Origin of the sequence: Runella zeae DSM 19591, from assembly GCF_000423565.1 — a bacterium.
GTDB classification, from domain to species: domain Bacteria; phylum Bacteroidota; class Bacteroidia; order Cytophagales; family Spirosomataceae; genus Runella; species Runella zeae.
The window spans coordinates 34,389-60,336 of the sequence record NZ_KE384042.1 but is presented as its reverse complement, the minus strand read 5'-3'; the positions used below and the strand labels follow the sequence as shown (position 1 = coordinate 60,336).

The 25,948-nt window shown below is 44.3% G+C and carries 19 protein-coding genes; 11 read left to right on the top strand and 8 right to left on the bottom strand.

Going from position 1 to position 25,948, the window contains the following annotated elements; genetic code table 11:
- Positions 1-59: 59 nt before the first annotated feature.
- From G563_RS0128315 to G563_RS0128300, 4 genes are all read right to left on the bottom strand, one after another.
- A complete protein-coding gene (locus G563_RS0128315; protein WP_028668299.1) occupies positions 60-1,448 on the bottom strand; it encodes a purple acid phosphatase family protein in 1,389 nt (462 codons plus the stop codon).
- Between the two features lie 100 nt (positions 1,449-1,548).
- Positions 1,549-2,532, bottom strand: coding sequence for a Gfo/Idh/MocA family protein (locus G563_RS0128310; protein ID WP_037328441.1), 984 nt, complete (start codon positions 2,530-2,532; stop codon positions 1,549-1,551).
- Between the two features lie 21 nt (positions 2,533-2,553).
- Positions 2,554-4,689 carry a hypothetical protein gene (locus G563_RS0128305; RefSeq protein WP_037328440.1) on the bottom strand — a complete coding sequence of 712 codons (2,136 nt, stop codon included), beginning with the start codon at positions 4,687-4,689 and terminating at the stop codon, positions 2,554-2,556.
- 31 nt (positions 4,690-4,720) lie between these two features.
- Positions 4,721-5,524, bottom strand: coding sequence for an HpcH/HpaI aldolase family protein (locus G563_RS0128300; RefSeq protein ID WP_028668296.1), 804 nt, complete (start codon positions 5,522-5,524; stop codon positions 4,721-4,723).
- 353 nt (positions 5,525-5,877) lie between these two features.
- Here G563_RS0128300 and G563_RS0128295 point away from each other — a divergent pair, with 353 nt between their 5' ends.
- From G563_RS0128295 to G563_RS36095, 9 genes are all read left to right on the top strand, one after another.
- A complete protein-coding gene (locus G563_RS0128295; RefSeq protein ID WP_028668295.1) occupies positions 5,878-6,849 on the top strand; it encodes a glycosyltransferase family 2 protein in 972 nt (323 codons plus the stop codon).
- 146 nt (positions 6,850-6,995) lie between these two features.
- Positions 6,996-7,814, top strand: a complete 819-nt coding sequence (locus G563_RS0128290; protein ID WP_028668294.1) for a helix-turn-helix domain-containing protein — start codon at positions 6,996-6,998, stop codon at positions 7,812-7,814.
- Positions 7,815-7,934: 120 nt separating this feature from the next.
- Complete coding sequence (locus tag G563_RS0128285) at positions 7,935-10,397, top strand: TonB-dependent receptor (protein WP_028668293.1); 2,463 nt, start codon at positions 7,935-7,937, stop codon at positions 10,395-10,397.
- A 151-nt stretch (positions 10,398-10,548) separates the two neighbouring features.
- Positions 10,549-10,923 (top strand): hypothetical protein, encoded by a 375-nt coding sequence (locus G563_RS0128280; RefSeq protein ID WP_028668292.1) that lies wholly within the window; start codon positions 10,549-10,551, stop codon positions 10,921-10,923.
- A 50-nt stretch (positions 10,924-10,973) separates the two neighbouring features.
- The gene (locus G563_RS0128275) at positions 10,974-11,591 is read left to right on the top strand and encodes a 3-keto-disaccharide hydrolase (protein WP_028668291.1); all 618 of its coding nucleotides are present in this window, start codon (positions 10,974-10,976) and stop codon (positions 11,589-11,591) included.
- Positions 11,592-11,621: 30 nt separating this feature from the next.
- A complete protein-coding gene (locus tag G563_RS0128270; RefSeq protein WP_028668290.1) occupies positions 11,622-12,731 on the top strand; it encodes an acyltransferase family protein in 1,110 nt (369 codons plus the stop codon).
- Positions 12,732-12,797: 66 nt separating this feature from the next.
- Complete coding sequence (locus G563_RS0128265) at positions 12,798-14,678, top strand: hypothetical protein (RefSeq protein ID WP_028668289.1); 1,881 nt, start codon at positions 12,798-12,800, stop codon at positions 14,676-14,678.
- Between the two features lie 171 nt (positions 14,679-14,849).
- Positions 14,850-16,298 carry a Gfo/Idh/MocA family protein gene (locus G563_RS0128260; protein WP_028668288.1) on the top strand — a complete coding sequence of 483 codons (1,449 nt, stop codon included), beginning with the start codon at positions 14,850-14,852 and terminating at the stop codon, positions 16,296-16,298.
- A 92-nt stretch (positions 16,299-16,390) separates the two neighbouring features.
- Positions 16,391-17,995, top strand: coding sequence for a glycoside hydrolase family 28 protein (locus tag G563_RS36095; RefSeq protein WP_051211259.1), 1,605 nt, complete (start codon positions 16,391-16,393; stop codon positions 17,993-17,995).
- A gap of 56 nt (positions 17,996-18,051) precedes the next feature.
- Here G563_RS36095 and kdgD read toward each other — a convergent pair whose 3' ends face one another.
- From kdgD to G563_RS0128235, 4 genes are all read right to left on the bottom strand, one after another.
- Complete coding sequence (gene kdgD / locus G563_RS0128250) at positions 18,052-18,957, bottom strand: 5-dehydro-4-deoxyglucarate dehydratase (RefSeq protein WP_028668287.1); 906 nt, start codon at positions 18,955-18,957, stop codon at positions 18,052-18,054.
- A gap of 42 nt (positions 18,958-18,999) precedes the next feature.
- On the bottom strand, positions 19,000-19,902 hold the full coding sequence (locus G563_RS0128245; protein WP_028668286.1) for an NAD(P)-dependent oxidoreductase: 903 nt from the start codon (positions 19,900-19,902) through the stop codon (positions 19,000-19,002).
- Positions 19,903-20,034: 132 nt separating this feature from the next.
- Positions 20,035-21,567, bottom strand: a complete 1,533-nt coding sequence (gene garD / locus G563_RS0128240) for a galactarate dehydratase (protein ID WP_028668285.1) — start codon at positions 21,565-21,567, stop codon at positions 20,035-20,037.
- Positions 21,568-21,587: 20 nt separating this feature from the next.
- Positions 21,588-23,033: a GntP family permease gene (locus G563_RS0128235; protein ID WP_028668284.1), complete on the bottom strand. Its 1,446-nt coding sequence runs from the start codon at positions 23,031-23,033 to the stop codon at positions 21,588-21,590.
- Between the two features lie 592 nt (positions 23,034-23,625).
- Between G563_RS0128235 and G563_RS0128230 the strand changes: the two genes are divergently transcribed.
- Both G563_RS0128230 and G563_RS0128225 read left to right on the top strand, forming a co-directional pair.
- Positions 23,626-24,654 (top strand): zinc-binding dehydrogenase, encoded by a 1,029-nt coding sequence (locus tag G563_RS0128230; protein ID WP_229598579.1) that lies wholly within the window; start codon positions 23,626-23,628, stop codon positions 24,652-24,654.
- A gap of 9 nt (positions 24,655-24,663) precedes the next feature.
- Positions 24,664-25,896, top strand: coding sequence for an MFS transporter (locus tag G563_RS0128225; RefSeq protein WP_028668282.1), 1,233 nt, complete (start codon positions 24,664-24,666; stop codon positions 25,894-25,896).
- Positions 25,897-25,948 lie beyond the last annotated feature (52 nt).

Sequence of the window (25,948 nt, the reverse complement as noted above, 5' to 3'; positions counted from 1 at the left end):
CCTGTCCCTACCTTATTTTACCCGTTTTGGGCAGGGCAGACGCAAGGCCTGCCCCTACCTTATTTTTTTAACTGCTTTTTCTTTTTGTACTCTTGAAAACGGTTCTCGTATTCTTCTTTTTCTTTAGGAGTAAATCGCGTACGATACTGAGCTGGTAATTCTAACAACTCAGGCTTCAAAGTGGGCGATTGATCTACCAACGTATTTTTGCCCTTGGGATTTTTTACTAATTGAAAAGCATCGTACAATTCACCTGTGACAGTATAAGATTGATAAGAAAGTTTGGCACCATCGACCGAAACAATTTGGTACAATTGCGTATTGGAGGCAGCCCTGTCCATCCAATCTTGCAATCCAATATTATACATTTTTGGGCCACTAACCGATACCACATAGATTGGCCCATCGGGATATTTGCGGCTTTTGCCAAGGGGCATATTAAGCCCACGGCCATAAGTATGGTCATGGCCTTGCAATACCAAATCCACTTGATATTGTTTGTAAATAGGCTCCATTTTCAGACGCCATTCGTCATTGTCACGCCCCGTTGCGGTAGAATAAATGGGATGATGATGCGTCACAACCGTCCAACGATTAGGATTATTTTTAAGTATATTTATTACCCAATCTGCTTGCAACTCCATCACTGTAGAATCCAACAGGGCTGCTTGAGAGTTCAACGAAATAAATCTTACACCCTGATAATCAAAATAGTAAGCAGTTTCTTTGAGTTTTTCGGGGCCATTTTCGGGTAATACAAAAGAAGGCCGCCAATGCTTCGAAACACGCCGTTCACCATTTTCTTCTCGATAATACTCATGATTTCCGGGCGTTGCCAAAGTGGGTACCATACCATTAATCCAGCCCCCTGCTTCAAACCACTCGCCCCATTGCCAATCGGCATTGGAGGTGGTAATCAAATCTCCCGCATGAATCATAAAATTGACAGAAGGCATGGTGGCATAAGCCCCTCTGATAGCCCGCGACCATAACGAACGAATGTCGTTTTGGGCATCGCCAAAGTACAAAAATGAAAAAGGAGCAGCTTTGTTTTCCGCCGTTTTGAAATGAAACCACTCGCTCCAATGCTCTCCCGCCCCTACTCGGTAGCTATATTTGGTAGCGGGTTTCAAATCGGTAAAATGCACGGAGTGGTACAAAACCGTCTTGCCTTCTATGTTGACTTTTTGGGTGGTGGCGGTTACAATCTTTGCATTTTTTACAAAATCAGGAGAAGGATCAACTTCATGAATCGCCCCTACTGCTCCTGTAACAGTGGTATCGGTACGCCAATTGACCGACTGAGAAGTAGCAGGATTGCCCTGCCAACCCAAAATCAGGCGGTCGGGAAAAGGGGTGGGTTCGTAAGGTTTGTGGACTTGGCCGCTCGCTGAAAACGCCCATAATATTCCACATAAACAAAGAATCGAATTTTTGAAATAAGTCATAGTAACTCTATGTATTGATTTTAATGCGAAAGAAATACACAAAAAGGATGTGGAAAGCCCGAAAGGCTTTTTTTCATAAAAACATAATGTAGTGAGCGCTTTATGGCTTCGTAATCTGATCCATGAGGGCATTGGCACGAGCGCCCGTTTCTCCTGTGCTAGGGCAAGTTCCTTCCCCTCGCAATTCCTGCACAATCGTCTCAATCAAGGGCTGCTGTACGTGTTCGGGATAAGGCAGATAATATTCTTCCTCACCCTCAGCTGTAAGGACTTTGATATGAAACTTTTCAAAAAAAGAAAAAATGATTTTTCCCTTAGACCCAATGATTTGGCCTTCGTCGAGGCGCTGCTCGCGATTGAGGGTATAGCACCAGCTTCCGGTACCTAGTATTCCTGATTCAAACTCGAAGTTGGCCACTACAATATCATCAGCTTCGTACAAACCGGCTTGATTGCGTGAGATACCTTGAGCTGATTTGATCGGCCCTAATAGATACTCTAAAAAGTCAAATTGGTGAGAGGCCAAATCATGAAAATGCCCTCCTCCCGAAATTTGGGGATTGACGCGCCAACGTGGTTGCGCATTTTCTCCTACCTCTTCGGCATAGGGCTGATAATGAATTTGGACCGTTACCAAACGAATATCGCCGACTACCTTCTGCGCTACCAATTCTTTGAGCTTCAAAAAATAAGGCAAAGCTCGACGATAGTAGGCCACAAAAAGCGGCACACCCGTCTCGCGACTTATTTGGTTCATGGCCTCACATTCGGCGGCATTGCGTGCCATTGGCTTTTCAACATACACCGCTTTTCCAGCTTTCATGGCCCGAGTCGCATAGTCAAGGTGCACATCTGGCGGCGTAGCGATATAGATAGCGTTGACTTCGGGGTCATTGATAAGAGCATCCACATCGCTATACCATTTGGGTACCCCGTGGCGTTGTGCATAGTCTGCTGCTATTTCGGGATTGCGGGCCATCACCGCCACCAATTCCGAATGTGACACTTTGCTAAAAGCGGGGCCGCTTTTCTTTTCAGTGACATTGCCACATCCTATCATCCCCCATTTTATTTCTTTTGACATTCGATTTTGACTTTTAATGTTTTATTTGTGTTGGGCATTTTTGAGATTAGGCTTCGAACGCCACGCCGCCTCGGGACCAAAGCGCGTAAAATATCTTTTGGTATCTAGCTTCTCATAACTAGGATATTGATACAGAGCGCGATTGGTCAACAAGAAAAAAGTACTTGCCGCTACAACCGTAGCAAGCGTAACAAACCACGTCTTTTTGTATAAAGCCTGAAAAGACATCGTACTACCAATCTTGACGGTTTCTTTTTCGTGAGGTAAAGTCAATACTAAAAGAGTTGCCACGATGGCATTGAAAGTAATGACCCATTCGGTCAATAAACGTTCGGGACTCCAACCTACCAAAGCGCGTTCAAAATTCCCGATGATCATCACCCACAACAACACCAAAAACACAAGCTGCCCTTTGCCCAACCAAGTAGAAGGAATCAGCGCTAAGGGTTCCTTAAAATGCCGCCGTATGATTAGAATAGCCATTGTTAACAATAAAATCCAAGTTAGATTAAACCATCCTTCGGGGGTCAGATGCAAGAAATCTATTTGGGGCAACCTTCCTACATACGGCACATCCCACTGGGCAGACGCAACTATTTTTTCGCCGTTTGCACCGAAAGTAGTCTGAGTCCATACCTCAGGATTGAGTCTTTCGCCCCATTCTTTGACATTTTTAAAAAGGTTGACATAAGGAATTCCCAACAACACAAAAACGGACATTATTCCCAAAGCCCAGCGGTCGGTAGACGTCTTGGGCGAAGGGGGAGTATTATCTAGCGGCACTCGCCGACTCAACACCGCCAACGCCACCGCAATCGCTATTCCATTGACAAACCCATAGCTTTGTTCTAGAAAACTATGCCAATTTTGCTGCTGCCAATGACTCCAAAAAGCTACACTACTTTCATAAGCTTCGGAGCCAGGCAGTAAGCCTTTTGAGATAAGAACCCGAGGATTGCCCGGCATCATCAAGAGTTGTTTAATCCACTGAATCCCCGAAAATCCTAATCCCCCTATCAACCCGCTAAGCAGAGACGCATAGGCGACGGCCCAATAGCCTTTGTGGCGCATCCAAAGACTCATTCCTACAAAAGCACCCGTGATACCCGCCCAATCGTCAGACCTCGGGGGAGTCATACGAAGACCTCCAAATTTTGTAAAAAACAAGCTTCCCAATACTGGAAATAACAAAAAAACGATGAGCCATCCCGCCGCCATGTACACAATCAAAGAAGCCCCATCACGAAATTTTCCAAAACGTACAAAGTAGGCCGAGATACCCAACACAGCTCCCACTACCCAACCTACATGCTGAGGGTAATCGCCAAACCATTGAGGCCAATTGTTGAGGAAGTTGTGGGCTTCAAAAGCCGCTTTATCCGTGGCGGGGTCAATATAAGTGGCATCGCCCAAAGAGTAGGTGAGTAAAGAAGCCAAGGGCGTTTCTAAACTTGTGACACGAAGAACACTTTGTACACTCCACCCCAAACCTGCGCCTATTGCCAAATAAACCAATAGCCAAACGGCATTTTTTTCTTTTCTTTCCCAAATGTCATACAGGCCTGCTGCGAGTAAAGCAAAAAAAGCCGGAAGATAATCTGCATCAAACCAATACAAGGGGCTTTTGTGCCTAGACCATGTATGGTCAAAACCGACGCCCGATTGGAGCCAATTGGCGATGGGGTCTTCGATTAAATCCAACACAAACCACACTCCAAACAGCCAAGCAATGGGCCTAGTGATACGATTGAGGAGTTTTATATCTCCTACCGCTGCCAAAGCCGTACCCGCTCCGCCAAGACCAGCCCACAAAAAACCAATATAAAAAAGAGCAACATACCCATACCATTGCGAAGCCAAATGGCCGCTTTCGGTAGCCGAGATGACTTGCATATACGAAATAGAGCCTCCAAATCCCCAACCTATGGCTCCCAAAAAACCAAAGTGAAGTACCCTACTACGCCAATCTGCCCTGCCAGACAATAAACAGGCCGTGAGCGCCGCCAAACAGCCCGCAAAAGCAGCCCCGTATTCATGTCCAAAGTTTCCTCTAATACCCCAACCAATCGACAATGAAACCCCCACCAAAAAGTAAGTGCTCAGTCGCATACTTGGTGATTTTGGAAGAATCACAAAAGAAGAATTGTCGGCAGTCATAAAAGAGGAAAGATTTGGGATAGAATAATACTTAGACAATCAAATTTTCGACGGTGTTAGAGGCAACTACCTCCCCCGCCGCTTGTTTGATAATAGAAAGGTCATGTTTTAAACGTTGAGTAAAGAGTGCTATATCAAAACTGTGAACCACTATGTTGGCTCCTTCTTTCATCCATTGAATTTGGCGTTCGGGTTCGAGCGAAAAGTGAATTCCAATCGACAAACCATGCCGACGCGTTTTGTGAATAATCTCACGCACTACTTTCTCAAATTCGGGATGGTCGTATTGCTCTGGCAAACCTAAACTGACCGACAAGTCATGCGGCCCAATAAAAACCGCATCCAATCCCTGCACCGACAACAAATCATCTAAACGCTCTACGGCGGGCACACTTTCGATGTTGGCAATACAGATATTTTGAGCGTTGAAATTCGTAATATACTGCGCCAATTCAGCGGGCATTTCTTCGTGTCCGTACAGGTACTGATGGAGCTTTTCGCCTTTGAGAGGACGAAACTTGGTAGCCCCTACTAGCTCCCGTATTTGCGCCACCGACTCCAAATAGGGAGCCACTACTCCTAGCGCCCCTCCGTCTATCACCTGACAAGCCACGAAAGGGTCAGGACTCGGAATACGCACGATAGGCGTAATCTCTAATGCCCGAAAAATCTGACACAACTTGGCCAACTCCGACCTGTCTAACGGAATATGCTCAGTATCAATAAACACAAAATTTACTCCCGTTCGCTTTATGGCTGCGGGCCACATAGGAGAAATAGAGGTGATACATGTACCATACACATTCTGTCCGTTTTTTAATTTTTGGAGGAACATTGAGATCGTTTTTCGGATTAATTGTATTTTCTTTTGGGTATAAAATATTACTCTTTTAAGCTCCAATAGGGCTATTTGTTTCTTCATATTTTATGGACAACACAAAAAAATGTAAGCTATCGGTATAGCCTACAGGTTCGTATTCATTTCAAAACTCTTCAAAGGCAAAAGGAGGCATCTGAGAAGATAAAACTCAGTTGGCTGAGAAAGCGAAGGTTTCTTGAAATTTATTGAACCTTTGGCACGTTTGTTGAGCAGGGGTTTTTACATCGTACCCTAATCCGCAAAATACCATGGAAGCACCAAAAGAATTTGTAGCTTTGCTGCGCGATACGCAATTGATTTTGGATACTATGCCCGGCGAAGCTCTCGATATATCAGTCGTTATACCTCTCTTCAATGAAGAAGAGTCATTGCCCGAACTAACCGCTTGGATAAAGCGTGTTATGGATGAGCATCAGTTTAGTTATGAAGTACTTCTTATTGATGACGGAAGCAACGACGACTCTTGGAAAGTCATTCAAAAACTTGCCGTAAGCGACCCTCACATCAAAGGCATTCGATTTAATCGTAACTATGGCAAAACCCCTGCCTTACAGACAGGTTTTCAGGTAGTAAGAGGAAGTGTGGTGATTACGATGGATGCCGACTTACAAGACAGTCCCGACGAAATCCCCGAACTCTACCGCATGATAGTCGAAGACGGCTACGATTTGGTGTCGGGCTGGAAACAAAAACGCTACGACCCTCTCAGCAAAACCTTACCCACGAAGCTTTTCAACGCCGTTACTCGCAGTATCTCGGGAGTGCATTTGCATGATTTCAACTGTGGTCTCAAAGCGTACAAGCAGCGTGTGGTCAAAAATATCACCCTTTACGGCGAAATGCACCGCTACATCCCCGTCGTAGCCAAATGGAATGGTTTTCAGAAAATCGGCGAAAAGATAGTCCAACACCAAGCCCGCAAATACGGTAGCTCTAAATTTGGACTTGAGCGTTTTGTCAATGGTTTTCTTGATTTGCTTTCGATTACGTTTGTACACCGTTTTAGCAAAGCACCCATGCACTTTTTTGGGCTTTGGGGTACGCTTTCTTTCTTAGTGGGTTTTGCGATTACGTTCTCATTGATTATCAAGAAAGTCTATCTCATCTACGTCAACGAGCCCTACCGTAATGTCACCGAAAATCCTCTTTTCTATATGGCATTGGTGGCAATTATTCTGGGCGTACAACTATTTTTAGCGGGATTTTTGGGCGAAATGATGGTCAAACAGCATACGGTCAAACAAGCCGATTATTTGGTTACGGAAAAAATAGGAGTTTAATTCAAAAAGCCCTATCAAAAAGCGCTCCTTGAGTCACTGACTTGAGGAGCGCTTTTTTTTGATACAAGCACCATAGGTAAAATTAAAGAAGCCACCACTTTGAATAGCGTTCTGAAATAAAATCGAAAGCGAGAATAGTCGTACCAATGAACACTTCTATCCAAACAAAAAACAAACTCGAACCTCACCTTTTATTTAAGATAGCTCGTTTTCGCAAAGAAATTAGAAAAACCAACCCTCATAAGCACAACAGTTATTTTGAGATCATCTATCTCTCCAAAGGAAGTGGCACCCACGCGATTGACCATCAATCTTATGCAGTAAAGCCTTTTACGCTATTTACAGTGAGGAAAGAGCAAGTTCATCACTGGGAACTCAACGATGAACCCGACGGGTTTGTATTGATTTTCAAAAAAGGGCTCGTAGATAATAGTTTGGATAAAGACCTCAAAAAACTACTGGGTCAAGTCAGTGCTTATCCTTGTATCTATCTCGAAAGCGACGAAGCCGTCGAGCCATTCTTTGAATTATTGCTTCGTGAATACCGCCCCGAGACTATGCCTAATCTTTTGGTAGTTGAAGGACTCCTAAAGGCATTATTGGCTAAAATCCAAGAAAATGCCCACTCCATTACACATGTACACAGAAATAAATCAGACTTATACGAATCGTTTTGCGAATTGCTCAGTACCTCACTCAAAAACAACGTTGCTCATTACGCCTCTTTACTTCATACTTCTCCCCAAAACTTAAATGCCGCTTGCCGTAAAGCCAACAATCAATCGGCGGCCGAAATCCTTGCCGAATTTATCATCAGCGAGGCCAAACGCCTGCTGATTTATACTGATATGACCATTTCAGAAATCGCCATTACGCTCGATTTTAAAGATAATTCTCATTTTGTGAAATACTTCAAACGCCACACTACCTCTACTCCTTCTGTCTTTCGGGCGTTGCATCATTAATACCATACTATTTTCAAATAGACCATAAATTATCAAGGGGCTTGCCGCAATTTTGCAGAAATCTTCAACCATTCTCTCAATAGTTGGTTGATACATTATCGTGCTTGTTACCCCATTCTTATGAAAAAGTTGCTTTTTACCTTATTGGCTTTGCCCCTTACAATTCTGAGCTATGCCCAATCGGGAAATTTTATCAAAGGCCAATTGGTAGATTCGCTCACCACCGAGCCGCTCGCCTTTGCCACTATCCGCTTAGAATCAAAAAGTCAAGGTAGTTTGATAAAAGGCGAAATCGCTGATGATAAAGGCTCTTTTCAATTTGTAGGTCTGAAGGATGACAAATACGTCATCAAGGTGGAGTACGTGGGTTATAAAACAAAATATATCGAAGTAAGCTACGACAAAGCCCGCCAAAGGCTTGATTTAGGTTCGATTGGGCTTATCCCTACTAGCCAACAACTTGAGGTAGTGACCGTAACAGGCATCAAACCCAATATGATAGCAACGCTCGAAAAACAAGTATTTAAAGCCGAAGAGTTTGAAGTAGCCAAAGGGGGAACCGCCACGGATGTGCTGAGGAATATTCCTTCGGTCATGGTCAATGCTGAAGGTGAGATTACGATAAGAGGCTCTAAAGGTTTTTTGATTTTGGTAAATGGCAAACCTACCCAAATTGATGCCACCACAATTTTGTCCCAAATTCCGGCCAATACCATTGAAAAAATCGAGATGATAACGGCTCCTTCCGCCAAATACGATGCTGACGGTAAGGCGGGTATTATCAACATTGTGACCAAAACAGGTACCAACGACGGAGTGTCGCTTACCACCAACCTCCAATATGGCCTTCCAAGGCTCCGAGCCTACGAAAATGCCACCGAGCCACTCCGCCACGGACTCGATGCCACACTCAACTATCGCAAAGGCAAATGGGATGTAAGCATTTCGGGAAATTATCTCAAAAACGATATTGCGGGTAGAAGAGAAGGAGATGTCAACACTACTATCAACAATATATTTACGAGTTTTCCGAGCGACGGCGAGCGGAGTATGAAACGCGAAAATTATGGTTTTCGGGCGTCGGCAATATATGCCCTTTCCAAAGCCGATGAACTTTCGGCGGGGGTATATTTGGGAGGTAGAGACCAGTATCGCACTGCCAATATTTATTATCGAAACAATACCAAAACCAACCTACTGACCAATCAAACAGTGGGACGTGCCCAATATTATAATCCCAACTTGGTACTCAAATCCGGTGATTTTAAGGTGTTTAATCTCGATTATAGCCACAAATTTAAAAATGCTTCTACCCTAAGCTTTTCGGGATTGTACGAAAATGCCGTCATAGATGGTTTCACCAAAAACAGCAACATTCATATCAATAACATAAGAGATACGCTCCAATATACGCTCAATACAGGCTCTAATCCATTGAACGCCCTTCGTCTCAAAGCCGACTATGAATACCAAATCGGGGTCGGGAAACTATCTATGGGGTATCAATTTCGTCAGCAAAATCAGGATGGAATGTTTGTATACTCTGAAAAAAATGGAAATAATCAACCCCTTATTCTCAATCCTGCTTTTACGGCCAACGTCACCGTCTACAATCGCATTCATGGCCTTTACACGCAATACTCAGGTAAATTCAAAAAACTAGAGTTTTCGTCGGGTCTACGATACGAAAACGCCCTCAGAACATTTAGTGACAATCGTACCAATCGCCCCAACGAATTGAAATTATCCAATCTTTTTCCGTCTGTCAATCTGCTGTATGACATGGGCAAAGACTTGCGCTTGAAAGTAGCCTACAGTCGCCGAGTGCAACGCTCCACCAACAATGAATTAAATCCCTACCCCGAACGCGAACACAGCGAAACCCTCGAACAAGGTGACCCCAACATCCGACCAGAGTTTGTGGGTATTTATGAAATAGGAATTACTAAAGATTTAAAAAAGGCATCGTTTTACTGGAATGTATATCGCCAACAAATCACGGATATTGTCAATCGCGTCAATAGCGTCTATAACGATACCATTTTGAATCGGATTTATACCAATGCTGGCAATGCTCGTTTGATAGGCTCAGAAATGGGTCTCACAATCGCCCCCATCAAAAAACTTAAATTCTTCATCGGGGGCAATGTATATAATCTAAAAATCAATGGAAGTTTGTTTGATAAATCAGTGATTGTCAGCAGCCAAGGTTGGGTATACTCCCTCAACTCAAACCTGAATTTTCAAATCACTCCTACTTTGAGTACTCAATTGAACCTTTCGTACCTATCAGCTCGCAATACCGCCCAAGGAATGGATTCGAGGTTTTATCAACCCAACTTATCTCTAAAAAAAGCCTTTTTGCAAAATAAAATGAGCGTTTCATTGCTTTGGCAAAACACTTCTTTTGGGGGCATGAAAGTAAACGAGCAACGCATCACCACCTATGGTTCAAACTTCTACACCACCACCAATTACATCCAAGAAACCAACATTTTCTTATTGAACCTTTCCTATAGTTTCAACAAAACTGACCGCAAAACGAAGCTACCCTCAAGTGAGTTTGGCGAAAGAGAATTTTAATGGATAAGCAAGACATATTTTAGTGAAAGTACATGAGCAAAAACGCGTTTCAAATCGTTAACTTGAAGCGCGTTTTTTTATTGTTTTCACTTTTTCTCTTCAATAATTACTATTTTCCACCTTTCAAATAACCAATCAAAATTTACAGAAGATGAATCGTTTTTTACCTTTTAGCATGATGATGATACTGCTCCTGACAAGCTGCGGCGATGCTGCCGAATTGGAGCGTTTACAAAAAGAAAATGCCGACTTGAAAGCCCAATTACAAGCCTTAACTGCCAATGCCAAACCTAAGTATATCTTAAAAATACGTCTAAAGCAGTCTAATTTTTCGCTTAGTATCAAAAAACACATCAAAAACGCCATCAATGCAGTTGATTTTGAACTACCCGTTGACAAAGATTTTTATGACAGTGTATCGGAAGGAACCGAGATTGTCGACAAATTTCGTTTTGGCTCCTTTGTATTGTACGGAAGTTTTGGGGATTGGGAAATGACCGTCCGTGGCAAAGAAATTAGACAGTAACTCGTAGGTAGAGAGTAGGTTGTCGGTGCCTTTTAGGGTCAAAAAAGGCTATGTTTTACGCTACTCTCTCCCTCTTCTTACATTTGTTATTGCCACCTACTCAAGCGCCGATTTCTCTTTTCGACGGACGTACTTTCAACGGGTGGGAAGGCGATACGCTCCATACTTGGCAAATCAAAGACGGCGCCCTCACGGGTGGTTCGCTGACCACGACCGTTCCGCACAACGAATTTTTACGAACGCGCCGTAGCTATTCTGATTTTGTACTGGAATTAGACTTCAAACTTACTGGTACCGAAGGTTTTATCAATGGTGGTGTTCAGTTTCGCAGCACACGGCATACCTCACCTGATTATGAGATGATTGGCTATCAAGCCGATATTGGCAAAGACTATTGGGGATGCCTCTACGACGAATCGAGACGCAACAAAGTCCTCGTACATGCCGATGCCGCTCCCCTCGCCAAAGTACTCAAACTCAACGATTGGAATCAGTATAAAATCCAATGCAAGGGCAATCATATTCAGCTCTGGATCAATGGTTTGAAAACGGTAGACTATACCGAACCAGATGCTTCTATCCCAAAATCTGGCCTCATTGGGCTTCAAATTCATGGTGGAGGCAAGGCCCTTATCCAATACAAAAATATTAAAATCACGGAGCTATAAACGCTCGCGCTTCCTCTACCTAAACCTACTATGAACCAACCACTTCCCTCAAGCCGATTGGCTTCTTTAGACGCACTACGTGGCTTTGATATGCTCATGATTTCGGGCGGCGGCGCTTTTATCCACTCTCTAGGAGGTAAAACCAATATATCGTTCATCGACGCTATTGCAGCACAATTCCACCATCCTGATTGGAATGGCTTTACTTTCTATGATTTTATCTTTCCGCTGTTTTTGTTTATGGCAGGAGTGTCTTTAGCGTTTAGTCTCAAGAGTGCCTTAGAAAAAGGCGTATCTCAAGCCGAGCTTCGCAAAAAACTATTCAAAAGAATGCTCATTCTGTTCTTTTTTGGCCTCCTCGACAAAAACGCCCCTCTCGACATTTTTGACCCTGCGCATATCCGTTATGGGACCGTATTGGGACGTATCGGAATCGCCACTTTTTTGGTGGCGTTGCTTTATATGAATACCAACTGGAAACAACAACTCTATACAGCGATTGGTATTTTGGTACTTTATTATGCAGGACTTATGTTGATTTCGGTGGGTGGCTACGGCGGTGGTGACCTTACTTTTGAAGGTAATTTAGCAGGTTGGGTTGATCGCACATTCATGCCGGGACGTTTGAAACAAAAAACTTACGACGAGCTTGCCCTTTCTACCCAACTACCCGCCACTTGTCTTACTATTTTTGGGTGTTTGATAGGACAACTGTTGCAAACTCCCAGTACTTCTTCTTTCAAACTTCAACGATTGATGGCATTTGGCGGCGTCGGAATCGCCACAGGGCTGGTTTGGGGAGTGGTGTTTCCTGTCAACAAGCACCTTTGGTCTAGCTCATTTATCTTGCTTACGGGTGGTATGGCTTGCCTGATGATTGCGCTCTTTTATTGGTTGATTGACGTACGCAATTATACCCGTTGGGCTTTTTTCTTCAAGGTGATTGGGATGAACTCCCTCGTGATTTATCTAGCGTGTCGGTTTGTGAATTTTGGCGAAACATCTCGTTTACTTTTTGCGGGTCTTTACTCACATACTGCCGAAAAATGGCACGAAGTTTTCAATGCCCTTGGGGGACTGATATTGGTCTGGCTCGTGCTGTATGTCATGTACCGTCACAAAATCTTTGTCAAAGTCTAACTTCTTTTACGATAGCCCAAATCCCCGCCGTACCAGTATTTTCTTTAATCACATCTTATTTCAAAAATGAAAAATAGAGTTTACTGGTACGGGGGAATATTGGCTCTTGCGAGTCATCTGGTCATTGCTCAAACAGGTAGTGTACATGAACCCGTACGATATGTAGGAGGCATTAGTGCCGACCCCCAAGTCCATGAAGGAAGGCTTCGCTACGCGATTGGGGTTGAAAGTCGTCAAACGGTGCGTGTCAATCGTACGCATCCTGAGCTGGGAGACGGTTCAGGATGGACCTATAGTCATGCTTCCAATATTTGTTATTGGAACGATACTTTCTACCAACAATACCTCAGCAATCCTGTCGATGAACACATTGCCCCTGGCCAAACCCTCGTTTTGACCTCCAAAGACGGGCGGGCATGGAACAAACCCCAGGTAGTATTTCCGCCTTATGTAGCACCCAAAGGGGTCAAAGTGCCTAAGGGTTCAAAGGGCTACATGATGCACCAACGCATGGGGTTTTATATAGCCCCTAACGGGCGTTTACTGGTATTAGGATTTTATGCCCATGCCGAAGACCCTTTTAAAGAAGGCGGCATTGGGCGAGTAGTACGCGAAGCTTACAAAGACGGCACCTATGGCCCTATTTATTTTATCAGGTACAGTAGCCATAAAGCCACCAATGGCACCCAATGGACGGAGAAAAATACCGCTTTTTCTTTCTTTGAAAAATCATCTGATGCGGGTTTTGTGGATGCCTGTCGCGCGCTTTTGAACGATAAACTCATGACCCTCCAATGGCGCGAAGAAGACAATGGGCTCGACGGATTTTATAAAAACAATCTCGACAAATCCCTTGACATTCAAGCCCTTTCTTACTACCACCGCAAAGATGGCAAAGTAGTTGCCCTCTGGAAACGTTCCAAAACCGCTCTTTCGGATGATGAAGGTACCACTTTTTCAGCTCCTGTTAAGGTACCAACTTTGACGATGGCGGGTGGTAAACAATGGGGCCAACGCACCGACGACGGTCGCTACGCGATTTGTTATAATCCTATCGAAATGGATGAACACCGTTTTCCGCTGGTTATTATCACGGGCGATGATGGGGCGATTTTCGACAATATGCTTTTGGTACAGGGCGAAGTGCCACCGCGTCGTTTTTTTGGACGCTGGAAAGACTTTGGGCCATGCTATATGCGCGGTATCGAAGAAGGCAATGGCAATCCCCCCGGCAATGACATGTGGCTGTCGTATAGCATGAACAAAGAAGACATCTGGCTCAGCCGCATTCCTACACCTGTACGCTATGAAATCAAAGGCGCTGTGGAAGATAATTTTGATGCGTTAGCCCTTAACGGTTCGGTGCCAGATTGGAACATCTACGCTCCTCAATGGGCTCCTATCACGGTGGTAAATACGCCTCAATCCACTGGTAAATGCCTCGAACTTTCGGACCAAGACCCTTATGATTATGCAAGAGCAATCAGGGTATTTGAAGAAGGAAACAACGTAGAATGCTCACTGAAAATACAAGCGGCTCAGGCGCAAAATGGCACCCTCGAACTCGACCTTACCGACCGCTATGGAAACCGTCCTGTCAGGATTCGATTTGATGACAAAGGCAATATCGTGGCTTTTAATGGAGGTGTTGAAAAAATCTTACAAACCTATCAAGCTGGGCAATGGTACGAGTTAAAATTGAAAGTAGACGCTCGCTTGCAGGGAAGTTTTGATTTGAGCATCAATGGCAACAAAGTACTCGAAAAAGCAGCACTGACCGAAGCCGTAAAATCCATAGAACGTCTTTCGCTACGTACAGGGCCTTATCGTGACCTGCCCAATCGCAAAACCCCCAACGAAGACCCTCATCCGCCATTGGTTGGAGCCGATGAGCCATTGACAAAGGCTATTTTTTACGTAGATGATGTGAAAGTAAAAGGATATTAATTTTTTCGGTAAAGTCATAGGTACGATTGGCTTCTTTGGCAGTATTATACAAAGCCTCAGGCTAATTGTCATTTCCAAAAATCAATTCACAAACCTTAGGTTCTTTCCCTTATAAACTTATCAAGTTGCACGATTCGATTTCACTAAACTACCAACCTTTTTACTATTATCATGGAAGAAAACAAACCAGAACAACACTCTGATAGTCGTCGTCAATTCATCAAAGCCTCATCGGTAGCGGCTACTTCTTTTTTCATTGTGCCTCGCCACGTACTAGGCAAGGGCTTCGTTGCTCCTAGCGATAAGCTCAATATTGCGGGGATTGGCGTCGGTGGAAAAGGGAAAAGCGATTTGTCGTCGTTTGCGGCAAGTCCCAATGTCAATATCGTAGCTCTTTGCGACGTAGACGACCGCCAAGCCGTCGAATCTCGTAATCGTTTTCCCAAAGCCACTTACTACAAAGATTTTCGGGAAATGCTCTCAAAAGAGCGCAAAAACATTGATGCTTGCTCGATTTCGACCCCTGACAATACCCACGCCGTAGCAACGCTCGCAGCGATGCAATTGGGCAAACACGTATATACCCAAAAACCCCTCACCCACGACATCTACGAAGCGCGGATTTTGGGACAAGCCGCCAAAAAATATAAAGTAATCACCCAAATGGGAAACCAAGGTGGCTCGGGCAATGGGGTTCGCCGGATGAAAGAAATCTATGATTCGGGAATCATCGGGGATGTCCATAAAGTACTGACATGGACCAACCGCCCCGTGTGGCCACAAGCCATTCCTACCGACAAAACATATGATATTCCAAAAGAATTAGATTTTGACTTGTGGCTAGGGCCTGCCAAAAAAGTACCTTACAATGAAGCCTACTTGCCTTGGAACTGGCGCGGATGGTGGCCTTATGGTACGGGTGCACTTGGCGATATGGCTTGTCATATCATGGATCCTGTCTATCGGATTTTACCTATTGACTACCCGACTTCGGTCGAATGTAGCGTAGCTGGCACATGGACTTTCACCCTTCGCCCCCAAGATGACAATCCTGATTGGACGCCATTTTCTACCTCCATTCACTTAGATTATCCACGCAAAGACGGCAAAGGAAACATCAAAGTAAGCTGGTACGACGGTGGTATTTTACCTGAGCTTCCCGAAGAACTACTGCCAGGCGAAAGTTTTGGAAACTCCGACGGCGGTGTTCTGTTTATCGGCACCAAAGGAAAACTCATGGCCGATTGCTACGGTGCCAAGCCACGCTTGTTGCCCTTGAAAGCCAATGAATCTTTGAACATCCCCGAAACCATCGAGCGCGTACCCAACGAAGACCACTATCTACAATGGGTCAATGCTTGTATCGCAGGTTACGGCAAAGGGGTTACAAGTTCGCCGTTTGAATATGCCGCTCCATTTACCGAAAGTATTTTGATTGGAAACTTGGCGATTCGTAGTTGGATGCTCCGCGACAATCCTTCGGCCAAACGTACCGTTGATAAATACAATGGTCGCAAAAAGCTTTATTATGATGCGCCAAACATGAAAATCACCAATTATGATTTGGCCAATCAGTTTGTGAAACGTGACTATCGCGAAGGCTGGAGTCTGACGCTGTAGATTCTAAAATCTCAAACTATAAGACCTTCTAAGTTTTTAAAAACTTGGAAGGTCTTATTATATCTTCTTAGTGACAGTTCGTAATTTTTATCATGAATCGATTCTTAATTATTGTTTTTCTTTTTTCAAAATGTACCCTGTGGGCCAATGAAACTTATGTTTTGAATGTAAAAACATATGGTGCCAAAGGTGACGGTAAAACTTTAGACACCAAAGCCATTCAAAAAGCGGTAGATCGCTGTGCCGCCCAAGGTGGCGGTACCGTTTGGTTTCCGGCAGGTCGCTATCTTACTTCTACTATTTTTCTAAAAAACAATGTAACACTCGACATTCCAGCGGGTACCACTATTTTGGGGGCTACCGATATTACACTTTATCCAGTCATCACCCCAAAAGTGGAATATTACAGCAGTGAAAATATTCACTTTTCGCTTTTTTATGCTGAAAATCAACAAAATATCACCTTAAAAGGAGGTGGTACAATCGATGGGCAAGGCAGTTTTTTTACAGAAAATGTAGCTTCTTTACCTAAAAACTACAACCAACGCCCCTTTGTATTGTGGTTTGTCGAAGTCAAAGGCTTGACCGTCAAAGAGCTACATTTGCGCAATTCGGGTTTTTGGATGCAGCATTATCTCAATTGTGAAAACATTTTGATTGACGGCATCAATGTCTTCAATCATAGCAATAAAAACAATGACATGATGGACATCGATGGCTGCAAAAATGTGCGGATTGTCAATTGCCTTGGCGACAGCGACGACGATGGTATCACTCTCAAAAGCATGAATGCAAAACCCGTCGAAAACGTAGTGATTAGCAACTGTATTTTGAGTAGCCATTGCAATGCTATCAAATGCGGCACCGAATCGTCGGGCGGGTTTAAAAATATCGCTATCATCAATTGTGTCGTGCGCCCTTCTGCCGTAGCTGACCGGGCTATTTATGGCAATCCTACGGGCAACTCGGGTATTACGCTTGCAACCGTCGATGGCGGTCAGCTAGATGGTGTGGTGATTGACAACATTCATATTTCGGGGCCTCAGGTTCCTATTTTTTTGCGATTGGGCAACCGAGCACGCCCTTTCTCAAAAAACCAAGGAGAAGTCCCCATAGGTACTTTACGAAATGTACAGATTTCTAATATTGTGGCTACAGGTGCGTCCAAACTCGGCTGCTTGTTGGCAGGGCTACCCGACCACCCGCTCGAAAATATTTATCTGTCTAATATTTCCATTACATTTTCGGGAGGAGGTACCCTAGCCGATGCCCAAAAACTCTTGCCCGAAAACGAAAAAAAATACCCTGATGCCGAACAGTTTGGAATCAATAATGCCTACGGATTTCAGCTACGCCACGCTCGTAATGTGTCCTTACAAAACATCAGATTGTACTTCAATGCCCCCGAACAACGCCCAGCCATGGTACTCAATCATGTACAAGACGTCGTCGTAAAGGATATTTCGGCGATGATAGCGGTGCAAAGCGAATCGTATATCAAACTCACTAATAGTACAAAAGTGACCGTTGCCGACTGCGCACCCTTTGTCCAAGAAAAGACCCGCTTTTTCTTGCAAGCAGACGATACTTCGGCCAAAACACTCATTCTCAAAGGCAATGACTTCCGTTCTTTTTTACAAATAAGCAATCTACCTCAAAATCAAGCGCTTACACTTTGGGGAAATGTAATGCCCTAAATCAAAAAATTCCGTTGAAGAGATATAATTTCAACGGAATTTTTTGAGGAAAAACCTTATTTACTCTGCTCAATAATCTGCTGTAACTCCGCTATTTCTGCCTCCGTAGGCATCGTAAGTGGTGGACGCACATCGCCCGCACTACGTCCAATGAGCTTGGCACCTGCTTTGATGAGACTTACGGCGTAGCCACTTTTTTTGCTACGCAAACGCACCAACGGAATATAAAATTTTTGGGTGATTTCGGTCACGGTGGCTGTGTCACCTGCCCGGAGACTCGCATAAAATTTGTTGGCCAACTCAGGTACAAAATTGAATGCAGCCGAAGAATACGTATTGACCCCAATCGACAAATAAGCCTCCGCAATAATCTCCGCAGTGGGTACGCCTCCGATGTAAGAGAGACGCTTGCCGACGGTCTTGATGGTATCATTTAGGTCTTGCATGTTGCCTGTACCATCTTTCAGTCCGATAAAGTTAGGGCAAGCATCCGCTAGTTTTTTGATATAAGTAGCCGACAAGACGCCATTGCCGCGATTGTAATAAATCACGGGCAAGGAAGTATTTTGGATGATGGTTTTGGCATATTCATATACACCGTCTTGGGGGCATTCGGTGAGGTAAGGCGGAAACAACAGCAAGGCATTGATACCTGCTTTTTCGGCTATTTTGGCAAATGCAATCGCTTCTGGAATACTCCTCCCGACACTCGAAATCACGGGCACGCGCTCCGCTACCGTTTGAGCGGCAATGCTGACAATTTGCTCATATTCCGCCGCCGAAAGCGAAAAAAACTCCCCCGTACCACCGGCTACAAACACCGATGATACATTATGACTGACAAACCATTCGAGACGGTCGGTATAGGTGGTAGGGTTGAATTCCCCTTTTTCATCAAAATCGGTGATGGGAAAAGACAGCAATCCGTCTTCGAGCGATGATTTTATTTTCGACAATTCCATGTTTTGTAGTTGAGGGGTTTTAGTGATTTATCAATTGTGATTTTATTCAGAAAGATATGCTTCGATGTTAGCGAGCACTTTTTGGGAGAGACGTTCAAAGGCCGCATCGGTCATACCAGTAGTTTTAGGAGTGTAAAGCACAGACGGATGATTGACTAAATCTTCGGAAACACTAAATGCGCCATCCGCATCAAAAATGGCAAAATGACCAGCTTGAGCAAGCCAAGTAAGCAAGGGTTCTGACTCAAAAGTAGGACCGACCGAGGTGTTTATAAACACAGAATTGGGTTTCATCAACCCAAATTCATGAGCACTCATGAGCTTGGTATGACGAGGAAGGTGGGTACTCACTACGTCGCTTTCTTTCAGCAACTGCTCCAAATCTGCATATTTAATCTGCTCACTTTCAAGCGAAATCTTGCGAGTACGGCTGTAATAAAGGATTTTCATCCCAAAAGCCAAAGCGGTTTTAGCGAGCATTTGTCCCACTGTCCCAAATCCAACAATGCCTAGTGTCTTTCCTTTCAATTCGGTTTGCTGAGGCTTCCACTGATGCGTACCCAAGCCTTTGGCAAGTGAAATTAGCTGCGCCAATATAAACTCTACCACTCCTTCATCGCCATAATCTCGAACTCCTTTTACGATTATGTCTTGCTGCTCGGCGGCATCTATTGAGACATTGGCCGACTTTTTATCAATCAAACTGCAACACATTCCGATATACTTTAGATTTTTAGCAGCAGCTATCACCTCAGCATCTATACGCGTTTTCCAGCTTACCAGTACTGCGTCGGCATCGTTTATTCTATCTATAATTTCTTGATTATTAGAAGGGTAATCATGAAAGACACGAACTTGTTGCTGCGAATATCCTGATAGTTTTTCTAAAGCCTCTTGGGTGAGTCTCGTATTATCCACACAAACAAGCTGTTCAAATTTTTTCATGTATGTTTACGCTGTAACAAATTTTGGAATCCATATTTACTAGACAAGTAAAGCCCTATACATACCTTACAAGCTCCGCAAACTTGCCAAGTTTTGATAACCAACAATTGCGTAAACTTAGCAAGAAAAGCCTCAGGTCAAAGGGCCGGGATTAAAGAGTACTAAATCATTGTAAAGCCCTAGCTTATCGGTCGCGACTTCTTTAGTACCACTCGCTACCTCCAAAATCAACTTAAACAGCTCCCACCCCATATCTTCGATGGTCTTGAGGCCAAAAGCCACTGGCCCTGCATCAAAATCTATCAAATCGTGCCAACGCGCACTCAGTTTTGAGTTAGAACTTACCTTGATTACAGGCACCATATTTAAGCCATAAGGTGTACCACGCCCCGTGATAAATACGTGCATATTCATACCCGCTGCCAACTGCAAAGTACCACATACAAAATCGCTGGCGGGCGTAGCTACAAAGTTCAAGCCTTTTTTACGGATTTTGTCCCCCGGTGAAATCACATCCACAATCGGGCTTGTTCCTGATTTGGCTACCGAACCAAGTGATTTTTCAACAATCGTACTCAATCCCCCGCTTTTGTTGCCGGGCGTAGTATTGGCGCTGCGGTCAGCTTTGCCTCGCTCTAAATAATCATCATACCAAGCCATTTCATCTTTCAGGGCTTGGGCTACCGACTCATCTATCGCCCTTGGCACAAGCAAGTGGATAGCATCGCGTACTTCGGTTACTTCCGAAAAAAACACCGTACCTCCTGCTCTCACAATCAAGTCAGCCGCGAACCCGGACACAGGATTGCCTGTGAGACCAGAAAAAGCATCACTCCCTCCACATTGCATTCCCACTACCAAATCCGAAGCAGGACAAGTAGTACGTTGACGTCGATTAAGCTTTTGGAGGTGTTTCTCGGCTAGCTCCATGATGCCCTCTACCATACTCTCAAATCCTTCAAAGGCTTCGTCTTGTAGATACAAAATCGACGCCTCAGTTGAGTTTTGGGGTAATAACCTTTCGGGGCGCAGTTTTTCGCAACCTAAGCCAATAATCATGATTTCACCACCAAAATTGGGATTTTGGGCAATGTTTTGAATCGTCCGAATGGGAACAATCGCCGCAGGGGCATCAATCGCAATGCCACAGCCATAGCTATGATTGAAAGCCACTACATCATCTACATTAGGATAAAGCGGCAATAGTTCGCGCCTGATTTTTTGACAGATATAATCGGTCATTCCGGCTACGCACTGCACACTTGTCGTGATGCCCAATACGTTTTTGGTACCCACACTACCGTCGGGGTTTTTGTAACCTTCAAAAGTGTAGCCTTCAAGTGGTTTGGGAGTAGTCCATTCGGGCTTGATATAGGCGATATCTTGGAGCGCTGGAGGTCGAGGCAAACTAATATTGGTTTCATTGACCCAGCCACCTCTGGGAATTTCTTCGCCTGCATAAGCAATCACCTGCCCATATCGTATGACAGGCTCACCTATCAACAGGTTTTTGAGGGCTACTTTATGCCCCATCGGAATGTCTTGCACCAGCATTAGGTTTTCCCACACTACCGTCCCTTTTTTAAGCCCTGATGGGTTGGCTACAATACCCACGTTATCATTAGGATGGGTACGAATCACAATATTTTGCGCCGTTTGAATCATCCGATTTTTTTGTTAACTCATTAAACCAAAGGAAAAAGCTGTGCTGCTATCATGGTCAAAATCAACCCTGTCAGCCCCATTAGGCTCTGCATAGGTGCGATGGTTTTGAGGGCTTCTTGCTCGGTGAGATTACTGGTTTTGCACATAATCCAAAATCCAGCGTCGTTCATCCAAGGAATAAGCTTGGCGCCACTTCCAATCGCCAAACATAGGTACACAGGATGAAAACCAAGGTTGGCATTTTGGGCCATTCCTGCCAAAATCCCCGAAGCCGTAATCAGCGCTACCGTAGCCGAACCTTGGGCCGTACGCACTACCGCCGTGATAAAAAATGCCAAGGGAATTAGTGCCATTTGGTAGTCTTTGGTCAGTTCAGCGATGCGTTGGCTAATGCCCGACTGCTGAAGCATTCCCCCAAAAGCTCCACCCGCCGCTGTAATAAGAATGATACCGCCGCCACTCATCAGGGCAGTTTGTACAAAACCCGTCACGGCTTGTTTCGCCATTTTTTTTTGATACACAAGTACCAAAAGGGCAAAAATCGCGCCCGTAAGCAAAGCGATATTTTTATCCCCAAAAAACAAAACCACCTCCATGATTCCGTTCAAAACAGGAGAAGAGGTAAGCGGAGTGTGGTGAGAAGCGAAAGCCTCTACTGCCGACCGAATGCAAATCGTTACTAAGGGAAATACGGCGGGCAATAGCGCCAATCCCAGAGAAGGCAAGTCTTTGTCGTCTTTGTTGGCAATCGCCGCGATATCTTCCAAACGCGCATCTGGAGCATCGCGTAGCGGAGTAGGGTATTTTTTGTTGAGCCAAATGGCAATAAAGTACCCTACCGTAATGGTACAAAGCCCCAAAATAGAACCACAGACCATCATCAGTCCAATGGGAACATTGAGCGCTCCTACCAAAAACAAAGGGCCGGGCGAAGGAGGTACGTAGGAGTTGGCCATGACCGCCCCCGCAATGACCGACAAGGCAAGCAAAAGGTAGTTTTTACCCAAACGCATCCCCATCGCTTTGGCCAAGGGCATCATAAGGAAGATGACCGTATCCACAAAAACCGGAATGGTTAGAAAAAAACTACTTAACACAAACCCAATAGGCGCGTTTTTGACGCCTGTTACTTTGAGCATGGCCCGAATGATTTTTTCGGCTGCACCACTATCGAGCATGGCTTTTCCGATGATGGCAGCCATCGCAATGAGAATTCCTATTTTGGTGCAGGTATTCCCAAATTCGGTGCCGATACGCTCGCCGATGCTTTTGTGAGAAAGTTTGATGGCCTCGGCGGCGGTGCTTCCTTTTGATAAGTAAAACTGCTCAACCGATGCCGTAGGCGTGAGCAACGCTACCGCCAAAGCCGCTAGCAACAGTGCCAAAAAAGGATGTAATTTAAAACCAATAATGCCACCAACGACAATGACTACACCAACGATGAGAATAAGGATAGGATCGCCCATTTGAGAGAGGTTTTGATGCTTAGAAAAGGAGGTTGTTTTGGAATGTAATATAAACTAAGCCCCTGCTTAACAATTCAATATCGCAAAAGAGACTTTTATACAAGGAAAAAGCTTTTAATGGGTTTTATACTTAAAAAAAATACAATATCGTCCTCTACCTTCCAGCCAATTATCCTCCTTGATTTGGGATAGTTATAGTTTTTCGCCTGCTAAGATTAGGTCAAATATTATAAATAAAAAAAGGAAATTTTGTCTTTTTTCACGCAAACGTTCCCGACAACGTTTGCAATTAATCACAAGGATTGTAGGGAAAGAGCTTATAGGTTTGACAAAGCGGTTTACATATAAATTGAAGCACATGAATCTTTTAGTCGCTCATTTATTTGATAATCAGAACATTGATTTGAATTGTCACTTCATTTTATTTACAAAAAACAATCATTTAATATATTAATAAACATATGTTTAAAATAAGTAAACAAAATATTTATCATCTTTGCACCCTTAGCTTTTCAAACAAATAATTTCATAGCGCATTCATTTCATGACAGGTTCTGGCACCTTACTCGTCTTCAATGGCACTGGCCAAAAAATGCAATTACAACAAACTACCCTGCCCCCTTTACGCTCAGGAGAAATACTCGTTCGGAACCTCTACACCACGATTTGTGGCAGTGATTTGCATACTTTTTGTGGAATAAGACAGGAAAAAACGCCGACGGTGCTAGGGCACGAGATAGTGGGTAGGATTGTAGAAATCGACAACAATCATTCGGGGAAAGACCATGCCGGAAACCCTCTAAATGCAGGTGATACCGTAACTTGGAGTATATTCTCAGCCGACCCTACTTCCGAAATGTCGGCCAAAGGAATGCCCCAAAAATCAGAAAATGTTTTTAAGTACGGTCATGCCATGATTACGGAGGAAGATTGTTTTCACGGAGGTCTTGCCGAATATACCATTCTGAAACCTTACACTGCTATTTTAAAAATCGACGCTAGTGTCCCGATTCCCGTGGCTGCCACTATCAACTGCGCCGTGGCTACGGTAGCGGGGGCATTGAGGCTAGCGGGAGAGCTCAAAGATAAAAAAGTACTCATTACGGGTATGGGACTATTGGGTGTCATGTGTGCGGCTATGTGCCGAGATGCGGGAGCTGAGAGCATTGTGGCGGCTGATGTAGATGCTTCGCGTTTGGCTCAAGCACAGGCATTTGGCGCGGATAGTGGCTACTTGATAAACATCGATTCGCTGCCTTCCGCTATTGACGTAGTATTTGATATGAGTGGTTCACCTAGCGCTATGGAGGCGGGCATCGAGGCCTTGGGAATTGGCGGCATAGCAGTGTGGATTGGGGCAGTGTTTCATAACCGCAAGATTATGATTGATGCCGAGCAGATTATTCGCCGACTGATTACCATCAAAGGCCTTCACAATTACAACTACGAAGACTTTAGCTATGCCGTAGATTTTATTAGTCGCAATCATCAAAAATTTCCTTTTGGGCAAATCGTCGGGAAAGAGTTCACCTTAGCCAACGCCCACGAAGCTTTTGAGTATGCACTCACGCACAAGCCTTTAAGAGTAGGAATCCGCATCGATTCATCTCATTTATTCTAAACCCTTCTCATGGAAAAATCTTTCCGAAGTCAACAATGGAGGATGTTGCTCGTCACCATGCTCTGTTATTTGTTTTTCTACACAGGCCGTCACAATTTTGGCTGGGCCGCCAAAGGCATGGCGACTGCATTAAATATTCCTTATACTTCTATTGGTTGGGTAAGTTTTGCGATGCTTTTGGGATATGCATTTGGGCAGCTTATCAATGGCAATTTGGCCGACCGTTTTAGCGCACGGGTGATGGTCACTACGGGTGCTTACTTGTCGGTACTTACCAATGTAGCCATTAGTTATTCCAATTCGTTTTCGGTCATTTTAGCACTATGGGCGCTTAATGGATACTTCCAATCGATGGCTTGGGCACCGGGAAGTAAGCTTATCAGCAATTGGTGGAATGGCCCCGAACTCGGCAAAGCCTTTGGCTTTTATACCATGGCCGCAGGACTGTCGTCGGCGGTTACTTATTTGCTATCGATTGTATTGCTTCAGCAAGGGATGGAGTGGCGGATGCTATTTCGCATTCCTGTGTTGCTGCTGTTGGTAGCAGCTACGATTTTTGTGATAGTAGCCCGCGACAAGCCCAATGCATCCCTTCAAAATGACCCACATTCGCCTATCCCTAATCGCGAAGACACTTGGCTTTCGCGTTACAAAGTAGTGGTATCTCACCCCCATTTTCTATTTACATCTTTAGCCTTTGGCTTCGAAAGCATGGCCCGCTATGGGCTTATTTTTTGGGTACCGGTACATTATTTAGGTCAAAACTGGAAAGACAATCCTGGCAATCTGTGGGTAACGTTTTTATTGCCCGTAGGAATGGCCGCAGGTGCTCTGTCGTTTGGGATGCTGTCGGATACGCTTTTTCAAAGAAACCGTATCCATTCTATTCGTTTTGGGATGTTGATGAGTGCCTTGATGGCATTGTTGGTATTCGTGGTTGCAGTTACCAATCTCGTCTTAGGCGGAATCCTGATGCTATTGATAGGTTTTTTTGTATATGGGCCACAGTCGTGTTTTTGGCCTCTTAGCCCCGAAATGTTGGGCACGTCCTATACTGGTACAGGCATCGGATTTATGAATATGTTTGGGTATGTTTTTGCGGCTTTAGGCGAGCCTTTGTTTGGGTATGTGATTGACAAAACAGGCCATAGCAGTACCATATTTATTTTTATTTCGGGGATTTGTCTGCTCTCAGTACTGATGATTACTTTGGCAAAGAAATCTTGGAAAGTTACTTCCTAAAAAATCTCCGTTTCTCAGTAGTTGTTAATAAAACCACTGAAAAACGGAGAAA